The following is a 13,210-nucleotide window of genomic DNA, read 5'->3' on the forward strand; positions in this document are numbered from 1 at the left end:
AGGCTTACTGGTTCTGGCCGTCGAGCTTGGCCTTCAACAGCGCGCCGAGGTTCGTCGTGCCGGTGGCAGCCGAGCTCGAGTCCGACGAAGCCAGGCCGCGGATCGCTTCCTGTTGCTCAGCCGAATCCTTGGCCTTGATCGACAGGTTGATGCCACGCGACTTGCGATCGATGTTGATGATCATCGCGTTGACCTTGTCGCCGTCCTTCAGCACGTTGCGAGCATCTTCCACGCGATCTTGTGCGATTTCCGAAGCGCGCAGGTAGCCTTCGACTTCCGCCGACAGCTGAACCACAGCACCCTTCGCGTCCACCGTCTTGACCACGCCGTCGACGATCGAACCCTTGTCGTTCATTGCAACGAAGTTGCTGAACGGGTCGCCTTCGAGCTGCTTGATGCCCAGCGAAATGCGTTCCTTCTCGACGTCGATGCCGAGAACGATCGCTTCCACTTCGTCGCCCTTCTTGTACTTGCGAACGGCTTCTTCGCCCGTTTCCGACCACGACAGGTCCGAAAGGTGAACCAGACCGTCGATGCCGCCCGGCAGACCGATGAAGACGCCGAAGTCGGTGATCGACTTGATTGCGCCTTGCAGCTTGTCGCCCTTCTTGAAGTTGCGGCTGAAGTCGTCCCACGGGTTCGGCTTGCATTGCTTCATGCCGAGGCTGATACGGCGGCGGTCTTCGTCGATTTCCAGAACCATGACTTCGACTTCGTCGCCCAGTTGCACAACCTTCGACGGTGCAACGTTCTTGTTCGTCCAGTCCATTTCCGACACGTGAACCAGGCCTTCGATGCCCGATTCGACTTCGACGAATGCGCCGTAGTCGGTGATGTTGGTGACCTTACCGAACAGGCGCGTGCCCGACGGGTAACGGCGCGAAATGCCTTCCCACGGATCGTCGCCCAGTTGCTTGATGCCCAGCGAAACGCGGTTCTTCTCTTGATCGAACTTGAGGATCTTCGCGGTGACTTCCTGGCCAACCGACAGCACTTCGCTCGGGTGACGCACACGACGCCATGCGATGTCGGTGATGTGCAGCAGGCCGTCGATACCGCCGAGGTCCACGAACGCGCCGTAATCCGTGATGTTCTTCACCACGCCTTCCACGATCGCGCCTTCCTTCAGCGTTTCGAGCAGCTTTGCGCGCTCTTCGCCTTGGGTCGCTTCGATCACGGCACGGCGCGACAGCACGACGTTGTTACGCTTGCGGTCGAGCTTGATGACACGGAATTCCAGCGTCTTGCCTTCGTACGGGGTCGTGTCCTTGACCGGACGCGTATCAACCAGCGAACCCGGCAGGAACGCGCGGATGCCGTTGACCATGACGGTCATGCCGCCCTTGACCTTGCCCGTGATCGTGCCCGTCACGAGTTCGTTGTTGTCGAGAGCCTTTTCCAGCGACAGCCACGAAGCGAGACGCTTCGCCTTGTCGCGCGACAGGATCGTGTCGCCATAGCCGTTTTCCAGCGCGTCGATCGCGACGGAAACGAAGTCGCCCGCCTGCACTTCTACCTCGCCCGCGTCGTTCAGGAACTCTTCGAGCGGGATGTAGGCTTCGGACTTGAGACCAGCGTTGACGACCACGAAGTTGTGGTCAACACGCACGACTTCGGCGGAGATCACTTCGCCGGCGCGCATGTCTTGCTTGGTCAGCGACTCTTCGAACAGAGCCGCAAAAGATTCGGTATTCGGGGTAGAGGTTTGCAGGTCGGACATAAAAATCAAAATTTGCATGGTTCTCGCGGTGCCAGGCTGGCCGGATGGTCAGCAACAACGGCCAAGAAAGCGAATGCCACGCGGGGTTAAAGGGTTAAACACAACGCTCCACGACGATCGCGAAGCACCTACTGACAACGGACTTCTACTGCACCCACACCTGAAGCACAACGCGTACTTTCATCAGGCATGTGGGACTAAAGCTTCATACCACTGCACCACTTGCTCGACCGCCTGGTCGACCGACAATGCGGAGGTATCAAGCAGCTTGGCATCCGCTGCGGGCTTGAGTGGCGCGGCTACACGCTGACTGTCACGCTCATCGCGCTCACGCAAATCCCGGAGCAAGTCATCTATATTAGCAGAAAATCCTTTTTGGATCAATTGCTTATGCCGGCGCGCCGCGCGGGCCTCGACGCTTGCGGTCATGAACACCTTCAGCACGGCATCCTGGAAGATCACCGTGCCCATGTCGCGGCCGTCGGCGACCAGTCCCGGCTCCTTGCGGAAAGCCCGCTGACGCGCCACCAGCGCGGCACGCACCGGCGCGTGCACGGCAATCGCCGAGGCACGGCCGCCCACCTCCTCGGCGCGAATCTCGGCCGATACGTCGACGCCGTCGAGTTGCGCCAGTCCCTCGCGAAAGGTGATGTGTAGATCGTCGATCAGTTTTACAAGGGCGTCGACATCGTCGCCCGAAATGCCGTAGCGCAAGCTGGCGAGCGCGGCGAGACGGTACAGCGCGCCGCTATCCAGCAAGTGGAAGCCGAGGCTCGCGGCCACCAGCGCGGCCACGGTGCCTTTGCCGGAGGCACTCGGGCCGTCGATCGTAATGACGGGCGTCTGGTGAAAGGGACGGGTCGGTTTCATCGAAAAAGTCGCACGTCAGTCGATTCGGGGTCGAATCAGGGTTGAGCGAGCGCGGTGAAGCGCTCGAAATAATCGGGAAACGTCTTGCCGACGCACTTAGGGTCGTTGATCCGCACCGGCACGCCGCCGAGGCTCACCAGCGAAAAGCACATGGCCATACGGTGATCGTCATAGGTGTCGATAGCGGCGTTCGGAGTCAGTTTTTCAGGCGGTTCGATCACGAGGTAATCCTCGCCTTCCTGCACCTTGGCGCCGACTTTGCGAAGCTCGGTCGCCATCGCGGCGAGCCGGTCGGTTTCCTTCACGCGCCAGCTGGCGATATTGCGCAGCGTGGTGGCGCCGTCCGCGAACAGCGCCGCGACGGCGATCGTCATCGCGGCATCGGGAATCAGGTTGCAGTCCATGTCGATCGGCTCGAGCTTGCCGCTGTCGTGGCCGACGCCGCGCACTTCGATCCAGTCGTCGCCCATCTGCAAGTTCGCGCCCATCTTGATGAGCGCATCGGCAAAGCCGACGTCGCCCTGGATACTCGCCCGGCCGACGCCTTCCACCCTCAGCGGCCCGCCGCCGAGCGCGCCGGCCGCGAGGAAATACGACGCGGACGACGCGTCGCCCTCCACCATGATCGTGCCCGGCGACTGATACCGCTGCCCCGCCGGCACGACGAATTGATGCCAGCCATGGCGCTCGACCTTGATGCCGAAGCGCTCCATCAGCTTGATGGTGATCTCGATATACGGCTTCGAGATGAGCTCGCCGTCCACCTGCACGGTGCTTACGCCGCTTTCGGTGCGCAAAAGCGGCAGCGTCATGAGCAGCGAGGTCAGGAACTGGCTCGACACGTCGCCGCGCACGGTAATCGGCGCGTCGGCGTTGATTTGCCCCGGACGGATGCGCAGCGGCGGATAGCCTTCATTCTCTTCGTAGTCGATCCTGGCGCCGAGCTGGCGCAAGCCGTCGACCAGGTCGCCGATCGGCCGCTCGTGCATGCGCGGCACGCCGTGAATGCGGTAGTCGCCGCCGTTGACCGCCAGCGCCGCCGTCAACGGACGCACCGCCGTGCCGGCGTTGCCGAGAAACAGATCGGCCGTGCGCGCCGTGAATGCGCCGCGCGTGCCGGTCACGACGCAGGTGTCGCCGTCGCGCTTCAGACGCACGCCGAGCTTCTCGAGCGCGTCGAGCATCACGCGGGTGTCGTCGGAGTCGAGCAGATTTGTGATCGTCGTTTCGCCTTCGGCGAGGGCGGCGAGCAGCAGCACCCGGTTCGAAATGCTCTTCGAGCCAGGCAGGCGAATCGTGCCGGACGCGCGGGAAAACGGTCCGAGATCGAGGAATTCCATGATTGAGTCCAGTTTCCGGTTATTTCGACGCGTCGCTATTCGCGACGCCGGCCGCGCGCTGCTCCTGCCATTCGGTCCGCGCCACGCGAGAACGCGCGAACACGGCTTCGAGGGCCGCGCCGTCGGCGGCTTCGATGGCGGCGCGCAGGCGCGCCAGCACCGCCGTGTAGGCGTCGAGTTCGTCCAGCAGCGCGACGCGATTGGCGACGCACACGTCGCGCCACATTTCCGGGCTCGACGCGGCGATCCGCGTGAAGTCGCGGAAACCGCCCGCGGCGAACGAGAATTTCAGCGCGGCGTCGGGCGAATTGAGAATCTGCTCGACCAGCGCGAACGAGAGCACGTGCGGCAAATGGCTGACCGACGCGAGCACGCGGTCGTGCTGCTCGGGCGCCATGTCGCGCACGAGCGCGCCGGTAGCGCGCCACATCGCCGCGACGCGTTCCACGTCTGCCGGCGCATTCTCAGGCAGCGGGCACAACACCACGTTGCGGCCGACATACAGATCGGGCAACGCCGCTTCCACGCCGCTGGCCTCGCGGCCGGCAATCGGATGCCCCGGCACGAACTGGCCGATGCGCGCGCCGAGCGCCGCCCGAGCGGCGGCGACCACGTCCGATTTGGTGCTGCCGGCGTCGGTGACGATCGTCGCGGCGTCGAGAAACGGCGCGATGCGTTCGAGCAGCGGCTGCGTCTGCGCGACCGGCGCGGCCAGCAGGACGAAGTCGGCGCCCTTAAGCGCTTCACTGAGTGCGGCATCGTCGTTCAGCGACGCCGAACCGTCGATCACACCAAGTTCCAGCGCGCGCTCAGTCGATGCGGATGAACGTCCCACCCCGATCACCTTGCGCGCACCATCGGCCTCGCCACGTTCGCGCAACGCGCGCGCAAGCGATCCGCCGATCAGGCCGACACCGAAAATTACCAGCTTGTTAAATGAAAACGCGGCCACGTCGGTCACAGATAAAGCGCGCCTTTCATGCCGACGAGGCGCGCGGGTCAAGGGTTACCGCTTACGCGGCGGCGAGCGTCCTTTCAAGCGCCGCGATAAATGCTTCGTTTTCTTCCGGCAGGCCGATGGTGATGCGCAGCCACTGCGGCAAACCGTAGTTGCCGACCGGACGCACGATCACGCCTTGCTTCAGCAATTCGAGGTTGACGCGGTTGCCGGCCGCGTCGTCGTTGCCGACACGCACCAGCACGAAGTTGCCGTCCGACGGCACATACTCCAGGCCGAGCTTGTCGAACGCTTCGGTCAGTCGGCGATAGCCCTGCGCGTTCAGCGCGGCGCTCTTTTCCAGGAACGCCTTGTCGTTCAGCGCGGCGATTGCCGCGGCTTGCGCGAGCGTGTTCACGTTGAACGGCTGACGCACACGATTCAGCAAATCGGTCAGTTCAGGTTGCGCGATCGCGAAACCCACGCGCAAACCGGCAAGACCGAAGGCCTTCGAAAACGTGCGCGACACCAGCAGATTCGGATAGCGACGCACCCACGCGATCGAGTCGTAGCGCTTCTCTTGCGGCAGATATTCCGTGTACGCCTCGTCCAGCACGACGACCACGTGGCGCGGCACCTTGTCGAGAAACGCCTCGAGCTTCGGGCCTTCGATGAACGTGCCGGTCGGGTTGTTCGGATTCGCGACGAAAATCAGGCGCGTGTCGTCGCTAACGGCGGCGAGCATCGCGTCGAGGTCGTGACCATATTTAACGGCCGGCACGACAATCGCGCGCGCACCCAGACCTTGCGTAGCCAGCGCATAAACCGCGAACGAGTACTGTGCATAAACGATTGACTGGCCCTTTTCGACAAACGCGTGCGCAGCGATTTCGAGGATGTCGTTGCTGCCGTTGCCGAGTGTGACCCAGTCGGCCGGCACACCGTAGCGCTCGCTCAGCGCCGCCTTCAACTCGAATGCGTTCGCGTCCGGGTAGCGGCCTAGTTCACTCGCGGCCTGCGCCATGGCGCGCTGCGCCGACTCCGGCATGCCGAGCGGATTTTCGTTCGACGCGAGTTTCACGATGGTCGCTTCGTCCAGACCGAACTCGCGGGCCACTTCCGAAATCGGTTTGCCTGCGATGTAAGGCGCAATCGCGCGCACGTAGGAAGGACCGAAAGACGCTGTCATGAGAATCTCCGAACGACTATGAGTAATTGAATGCGCGGCGGCCACCGCAAGATGCCACGCGCCGCCGCCTGAATTTCGTTACCGGGCGCGCGGATACGAGCCCAGAATCTTCAGGAACGCGGCCTTCTCGCCGAGTTCGGTGAGCGCGGCGGCGACCGCCGGATCGTCGCGATGGCCTTCGACGTCGATGTAGAAGTAGTACTCCCACGTGCCGACGCGCGCCGGACGCGATTCGAAACGTGTCATGGACACGCTGTGACGCGCCAGCGGCTCCAGCAGCTTGACCATCGCGCCCGGTTCGTTCACGACCGACACGATCAGCGACGTCTGGTCATATCCGCTCGGGCCGGCCGGCTGCTTGCCGATCATCACGAAGCGCGTGCGGTTGTGCGGATCGTCCTGGATCAGTGCGTACGCCACTTGCAGGCCGTAATGGGTCGCGGCGCGATCGCCGGCGATCGCCGCCACAGTCGGATCTTCCGCTGCCATGCGTGCCGCTTCGGCGTTGCTCGACACCGCCTGACGCTCAAGATGCGGCGCGTTGGTCGACAGCCAGCGCTGGCACTGTGCAAGCGCCTGCGCATGCGCGCACACGCGCGTCACGCCGGTGAGCCCGCCGTTCAGCGTCAACAGATTGTGATGAATCGGCAAAGCCAGTTCGCCGCCGATCGTAAGTTGCGTTTGCAGCAGCAGGTCAAGCGTGCGCGACACCGCGCCTTCCGTTGAATTCTCGACCGGCACGACGCCGAATTCCGCGGCGCCGGCTTCGACCGAACGGAACACTTCGTCGATCGACGGACACGGCAGGCCTTCGATCGACTGACCGAAGTATTCGTGCATCGCCTGTTCGCTATACGTACCGACGGGCCCGAGATACGCGGCCTTGATGGTTTTCTCGAGCGCGCGGCTCGCGGCCATGATCTCGCGCCAGATCGCGCTGATATGCTCGCTCGCGAGTGGCCCCTCGCTCATGTCCTGCAAACGCGCGATCACTTGCTGTTCACGCTCGGGCCGGAACACCGGCGCGTTGAAATGCTTCTTGACCTCGCCCACTTCGAGCGCCACCGCGGCACGCTGATTGAGAAGCGCGATCAATTGCGCGTCGAGCGCGTCGATGCGTTCGCGAAGGGGTTTGAGTCGGGTATTGAGTTCGTCGTCCATGCGTGAAAACGGCCCTGCCGGTAGCTGCTGCACAAATGCGTGTTGGAAAGGATGCGCGCGCCGTAATGCTCAGGCGCTGCGCTGTTCGAATTCCTTCATGTATTCGACAAGCGCTTTGACGCCCTCGAGCGGGACGGCGTTATAAATCGACGCCCGCATGCCGCCGACGGACTTGTGGCCCTTTAGCTGCACCATTCCCCGCGCTTTCGCGCCGGCCAGGAAATCTTCGTTGCGCGACTCGTCGGCGAGGAAAAACGGGACGTTCATCCGCGAGCGCGAGCCACGCTCGACCTTGTTCAGATAGAAGCTGCTCGTGTCGACAGCGTCGTACAGCAGTTTCGACTTTTCGACGTTACGCGCTTCCATCGCGGCAAGGCCGCCCTGCTTCTTCAACCACTTGAACACCAGCCCGGCGATGTAGATCGCATAAGTGGGCGGCGTGTTGTACATCGAATTGTTCTCGGCGACGGTCTTCCATTCGAACGCCGACGGGCAGATCGACTGCGCGCGATCCAGCATGTCTTCGCGCACGATCACCACCGTCACGCCGGCCATGCCGATGTTCTTCTGCGCGCCGCCGAACAGTACGCCATATTTGGCGATGTCCATGGGACGCGACAGGATGTGCGACGAGGCGTCGGCCACGAGCGGAATATCGCCGAGATCGGGAATCTCGAATGTCTCGACGCCGTGGATCGTCTCGTTCGTGCACAGATGCACGTAAGCCGGGTCGTCCGACAGTTGCCATTCGGAGCGCGCGGGGGCGCGCGTGAAACCCTCAGCCGTCTGACCGCTCGCCGCCAGATGCACGGTGCCGTACTTCTGCGCTTCCTTGAACGACTTCTGCGACCAGGAACCCGTTACGACGAAATCCGCGCGCGGCTTCGCGCCCATCAGATTCATCGGCACGATTGCGTTCTCGCCGAGACCGCCGCCTTGCAGGAACAGAATGCGATGGCTCGCCGGCACCTCGAGCAGGTCGCGCAGATCGACGAGCGCTTCCTCGTGGATCGACATGAACTCTTTCCCGCGATGGCTCATTTCCATCACGCTCATGCCGCTGCCTTGCCAATCGAGCATTTCGTCGGCGGCTTGACGCAGCACTTCTTCGGGCATGGCCGCAGGGCCGGCGGAGAAATTAAAGACGCGCATCGTGAGATCCTGGAAGCAGGCGCAAAAAAAGGAAGAACGCGCAAAGATCGGCGAAGCTGGCAGCCGTGCGAGCAACCGCGGTAACACTAACAACGCAGTTTTGCCCGCGCGATTTTCTGACGCGGATTCGGACCATTTCGCGCCGGAAAAAGATAATGGCCGTCTGCGCGCGTGCGCAAACGGCCATTATCGCATTGTCATCGCCAAGCCGCCAAACCCGGCGCGCCATTCAGCCTATGAGGCGCGCTTGCGGGGCAGCAGCTGGCGCGATGTCAGCGCAGCCTTTCGACCGTAGCTTTACTTGGCCGGCTTGACCGAAGCGACTTCCTTGTCGGCCTGGTCACGCGTTGCCTTGATCGATTGCGGCATGTACTTTTGCATCAAGCCGTTCACGACATCGCGGCCAACCTGGTCTTGCACCTGGATGAACTTGCGGCCGGTCGGGCTCTTGTAGAACGTGGTCAGATCCTTGATTTCCGACGTGCTGTAGTACTTCGCGTACGCGTCGTACTGAGCTTGCATGGCGTCCTGACGGAACGAATCCGTAGCGAACACCTGGCCTGCGCCGTCAACCAGCTTCGGCACTGCGTTCTTTTGCAGCGTCGGCACGGAAGCCTGCTTCTGCTTGTCCGTCATCGTCTTGTTTTCGCTCAGCGCGTCCGACAGGATGGCCGGCACCAGCTGCTTGGCTTGCATCTGGGCGCTGTTGCCGATCGCGCCCACGAGCTTCTGCGCGTCGATTGCGTCCAACAGGTCCTTGATTGCAGCCTGCTTGGCCGGATCAACCGGTGCCGCGGCAGCAGCCGGAGCCGCCGGAGCCGAGCTCTGAAGTGCTTGAGCCATGGCAAAGGTCGGCACGAGGGCAGCCAGCAACACCAGTTGTTTGAATCGTTTTTGCATCATTACTCCCTAATAGAAATGAACTTGAGCAGCAAGCCGCGCGGGATACGTATCAGCCCGACACGCCATTATTCCCGGCGCAGCTTTCAACTAATCACTGAGACTGTGAGACGCTGACGCGAATCAGGCCGCACCGCCTTCTTCGCCACCGTTGTCGCCTTCTGCGGGACCTTCGGCGTCGCCTTCCGCATCACTTTCTGCCTCGGCCTCAGCAACCTGTTGCAGACCTGAAAGCTTGGTCCCTTCGTCAAGGCTGATGAGTGTAACACCTTGGGTTGCACGTCCCATTTCTCGAATTTCCGAGACACGCGTACGGATCAGCACGCCGGTATTGGTGATCAGCATGATCTGCGCTTCCTGATCCACTAGCGTGGCGGCCACGACCTTGCCGTTACGCTCCGACGTCTGGATTGCGATCATGCCCTTCGTGCCGCGACCATGACGGGTGTACTCGGTGATCGGCGTGCGCTTGCCGAAACCGTTTTCCGTTGCGGTCAGCACCGACTGCTGCTCGTCGCCGGCCACCAGCAGCGCGATCACGTTCTGACCGTCTTCGAGCTGCATGCCGCGCACGCCGCGAGCTTCCCGGCCCATCGGACGCACGTCGTTCTCGTCGAAGCGAACCGCCTTGCCCGAATCCGAGAACAGCATCACGTCGTGCTGGCCGTCAGTAATGGCGGCGCCGATCAGGTAATCGCCGTCATCCAGACCGACCGCAATAATACCCTTGCGCAGCACGCGACCAAAGGCTTCCAGCGGCGTCTTTTTTACGGTTCCTAACGCGGTGCCCATGAAGACGAATTTGTCAGCCGAAAATTCCTTGACCGGCAGGACGACCGTGATCTTCTCGCCTTCCTGAAGCGGGAAGATATTGATGATCGGACGGCCGCGCGAGTTCCGCGAACCTTGCGGCACTTCGTACACCTTCACGCTGTAGACGCGACCGCGATTCGAGAAGCACAGAATGTGATCGTGCGTGTTCGCGATAAACAGCGTGTCGATCCAGTCGTCTTCCTTCATTGCCGTGGCCTGCTTGCCGCGGCCACCGCGCTTCTGCGCGCTGTATTCGGACAGCGGCTGCGACTTCACGTAGCCCGCGTGCGACATGGTCACGACCATCTCTTGCGGCGTGATCAGGTCTTCGGTGTTCAGTTCGGTGGCGTTCAGCTCGATCTTCGAGCGACGCGCGTCGCCGAATTCGGCTTTGATCGACGTCAGTTCGTCGACGATGATCGCCGTGATGCGTTCCGGACGAGCCAGAATGTCCAGCAGGTCGGCGATTTGCGCCATCACTTCGCGGTACTCGCCGATGATCTTGTCCTGCTCCAGGCCAGTCAGGCGCTGCAGACGCATCTGCAGAATTTCCTGAGCCTGGGTGTCGGACAGACGGTAGAGGCCGTCGGACTGCATACCGAACGACGGATTGAGTCCGTCAGGACGGTAGGCATCGCGACCGCCCGCCGTCGCGTTTTCCGTCTCGGCACGCGACAACATTTCGCGCACCAGCGACGAATCCCACGGACGCGCCATCAATTCCTGCTTGGCGATCGGCGGAGTCGGCGCGGCCTTGATGATCGCGATGAACTCGTCGATATTGGCGAGCGCGACCGCCAGACCTTCAAGCACGTGGCCGCGTTCGCGCGCCTTGCGCAGTTCGTATACAGTGCGCCGCGTCAGCACTTCCCGGCGATGCGACAGGAAGCACGACAGCATTTCCTTCAGGTTCAGCAGCTTCGGCTGGCCGTCGACCAGCGCGACCATGTTCATGCCGAAGGTGTCCTGAAGCTGGGTCGCCTTGTACAGATTGTTCAGAACGACTTCCGGCACTTCGCCGCGCTTGAGCTCGATCACGACGCGCATGCCGCTCTTGTCGGACTCGTCGCGGATGTCGGAAATGCCTTCGAGCTTCTTCTCGTTGACCAGCTCGGCGATGCGCTCCAGAAGTGAGCGCTTGTTCACCTGGTACGGCAGTTCGTCGACGATGATCGACATGCGCTGACCGCGGTCGATTTCCTCGAAGTGCGTGAGCGCGCGCATCACCACGCGGCCACGGCCCGTGCGATAGCCGTCGCGCACGCCGGCCACGCCGTAGATGATGCCGGCGGTCGGGAAGTCGGGCGCCGGAATGATCTCGATCAGTTCGTCGATCGTGGCTTCCGGGTTCTTGAGCAGATGCTGGCAGGCGTCGACAACCTCGTTGAGGTTGTGCGGCGGGATGTTGGTCGCCATGCCGACCGCGATGCCGGACGAGCCATTGATCAGCAGATTGGGGATGCGCGCCGGCAGAATGGCCGGTTCGTTTTCGCTGCCGTCGTAGTTCGGCGTGAAATCGACCGTTTCCTTGTCGATGTCGGCAAGCAGTTCGTGGCCGATCTTCGCCATGCGGATTTCGGTGTACCGCATCGCCGCGGCGTTGTCGCCGTCGACCGAGCCGAAATTGCCCTGACCGTCAACCAGCATGTAGCGCAACGAGAAGTCTTGCGCCATCCGGACGATGGTGTCGTAAACAGCCGTATCGCCGTGCGGGTGATATTTACCGATGACGTCGCCGACAATACGCGCCGACTTCTTGTACGCCCGGTTCCAGTCGTTATTCAGTTCGTGCATCGCGTACAGCACGCGCCGGTGCACCGGCTTCAGGCCATCGCGAACATCGGGAAGCGCACGCCCCACGATCACGCTCATCGCGTAATCGAGATACGAACGGCGCATTTCCTCCTCTAGGGAGATTGGCAGAGTCTCTTTGGCGAATTGATCCATTATCCGTATCTTTTACGTGCCAAGACGACGGCTTAACTTCAATTCGCCGCGCCTTCGCGTAAGCATTGCAGGCGCAACGCATCACGCGATTCTAACATGCCGCGAAACCGCTCCCGACGAAGGTACGTATACCTATTAGTGGGATATGCGCGGAGCGCTCGTCGACGCTTATTTTTGGAACCGGTCAGGCTCGATTCGTGCGTGGGGCAATTCGCCGCTGAGCCATGACTGGCGGAGCCTCCAGGGAATTGCTTTTGTTGCGCATGCACCACATTTGGAGGGTGATTTGATGGGGGGCAGATTTTTTTATCGTTGGAAGGGAACGATATGGCAAAATGCCAACGCACAAAGAGTTAGACACTGCTCGAAGTCTACACAGCACGTTTTTTGTTCTACACCGATGTTATACTTCGAGCAATGTATGACTTGTCTTCGTCAACAGGCTCGCAGTAAACCTGCGGTAATCTCAATTTCGAGAGGAGAAATATGAATAAACTTTCAAAGCTCGCGTTCATTGCAGCTACCGCGGTTATGGCTGCATCCGCCATGGCACAGTCGGTGCCGGCGTCGCGACAAGCTACGAACGACAACTGGGTGAATGGTACCGGCGAATACGTGTGGATGAACGGCACGAACGAGCTGTGCTGGCGCGATGCATTCTGGACTCCGGCAACGGCCAACGCAAAGTGCGACGGCGCTCTGGTTGCTCAAGCTCCGACTCCGCCGGCTCCGGTCGCACCTGCACCGGCTATTACGAGCCAGAAGATTACGTATCAAGCTGACGCACTGTTCGACTTTGACAAGGCAATCCTGAAGCCGGCTGGCAAGGAAAAGCTGGACGATCTGGCATCGAAGATCGGCGCGCTGAACCTGGAAGTCGTCGTCGCAACGGGTTACACGGACCGCATCGGTTCGGACAAGTACAACGACCGTCTGTCGCTGCGCCGCGCTCAAGCTGTGAAGGCATACCTGGTCAGCAAGGGTATCGAATCCAACCGTATCTACACGGAAGGCAAGGGCAAGCGCAACCCGGTCACGACCGGTTGCAACCAGAAGAACCGCAAGCAACTCATCGCCTGCCTCGCACCGGATCGTCGCGTGGAAGTCGAAGTTGTCGGTACTTCGAAGCAGTAAGCTACAAAATACCGCAGTATCAAAGCCCCGCTTCGGCGGGGCTTTTT

At 61.6% G+C, this 13,210-nt stretch carries 11 protein-coding genes; 2 read left to right on the forward strand and 9 right to left on the reverse strand.

The genetic code is table 11. The features are described 5' to 3' along the window. Positions 1–4: 4 nt before the first annotated feature. The 7 genes from rpsA to serC all read right to left on the reverse strand — a co-directional run bounded on the left by rpsA (position 5) and on the right by serC (position 8,369). Positions 5–1,738, reverse strand: coding sequence for a 30S ribosomal protein S1 (gene rpsA, locus BPHYT_RS14885; protein ID WP_012433974.1), 1,734 nt, complete (start codon positions 1,736–1,738; stop codon positions 5–7). Positions 1,739–1,903: 165 nt separating this feature from the next. Then, positions 1,904–2,590, reverse strand: a complete 687-nt coding sequence (cmk, locus tag BPHYT_RS14890) for a (d)CMP kinase (RefSeq protein ID WP_012433975.1) — start codon at positions 2,588–2,590, stop codon at positions 1,904–1,906. Between the two features lie 35 nt (positions 2,591–2,625). Beyond that, positions 2,626–3,930, reverse strand: a complete 1,305-nt coding sequence (gene aroA, locus BPHYT_RS14895; RefSeq protein ID WP_012433976.1) for a 3-phosphoshikimate 1-carboxyvinyltransferase — start codon at positions 3,928–3,930, stop codon at positions 2,626–2,628. A 19-nt stretch (positions 3,931–3,949) separates the two neighbouring features. Further along, on the reverse strand, positions 3,950–4,891 hold the full coding sequence (locus BPHYT_RS14900) for a prephenate dehydrogenase (RefSeq protein WP_012433977.1): 942 nt from the start codon (positions 4,889–4,891) through the stop codon (positions 3,950–3,952). A gap of 52 nt (positions 4,892–4,943) precedes the next feature. Then, positions 4,944–6,056 carry a histidinol-phosphate transaminase gene (gene hisC, locus BPHYT_RS14905; protein ID WP_012433978.1) on the reverse strand — a complete coding sequence of 371 codons (1,113 nt, stop codon included), beginning with the start codon at positions 6,054–6,056 and terminating at the stop codon, positions 4,944–4,946. A gap of 78 nt (positions 6,057–6,134) precedes the next feature. Next, positions 6,135–7,217, reverse strand: coding sequence for a prephenate dehydratase (gene pheA / locus BPHYT_RS14910; protein WP_012433979.1), 1,083 nt, complete (start codon positions 7,215–7,217; stop codon positions 6,135–6,137). Between the two features lie 69 nt (positions 7,218–7,286). Beyond that, positions 7,287–8,369, reverse strand: a complete 1,083-nt coding sequence (serC, locus tag BPHYT_RS14915) for a 3-phosphoserine/phosphohydroxythreonine transaminase (RefSeq protein ID WP_012433980.1) — start codon at positions 8,367–8,369, stop codon at positions 7,287–7,289. On the opposite strand from serC, the gene BPHYT_RS38685 reads away from it, so the two are divergent. Continuing rightward, positions 8,332–8,664, forward strand: coding sequence for a hypothetical protein (locus tag BPHYT_RS38685; RefSeq protein WP_167315739.1), 333 nt, complete (start codon positions 8,332–8,334; stop codon positions 8,662–8,664). The two genes, serC and BPHYT_RS38685, sit on opposite strands and share 38 nt — an antisense overlap. A 2-nt stretch (positions 8,665–8,666) precedes the next feature. On the opposite strand, the gene BPHYT_RS14925 is transcribed toward BPHYT_RS38685, so the two are convergent. Further along, the gene (locus BPHYT_RS14925) at positions 8,667–9,269 is read right to left on the reverse strand and encodes a DUF2059 domain-containing protein (protein ID WP_012433981.1); all 603 of its coding nucleotides are present in this window, start codon (positions 9,267–9,269) and stop codon (positions 8,667–8,669) included. A 123-nt stretch (positions 9,270–9,392) separates the two neighbouring features. After that, positions 9,393–12,029, reverse strand: a complete 2,637-nt coding sequence (gene gyrA, locus BPHYT_RS14930) for a DNA gyrase subunit A (RefSeq protein WP_012433982.1) — start codon at positions 12,027–12,029, stop codon at positions 9,393–9,395. A 486-nt stretch (positions 12,030–12,515) separates the two neighbouring features. Between gyrA and ompA the strand changes: the two genes are divergently transcribed. Next, positions 12,516–13,163 (forward strand): outer membrane protein OmpA, encoded by a 648-nt coding sequence (gene ompA, locus BPHYT_RS14935; RefSeq protein WP_012433983.1) that lies wholly within the window; start codon positions 12,516–12,518, stop codon positions 13,161–13,163. The last annotated feature ends 47 nt before the right edge of the window (positions 13,164–13,210 follow it).

It is taken from the genome of Paraburkholderia phytofirmans PsJN (assembly GCF_000020125.1).
GTDB classification, from domain to species: Bacteria; Pseudomonadota; Gammaproteobacteria; order Burkholderiales; family Burkholderiaceae; genus Paraburkholderia; species Paraburkholderia phytofirmans.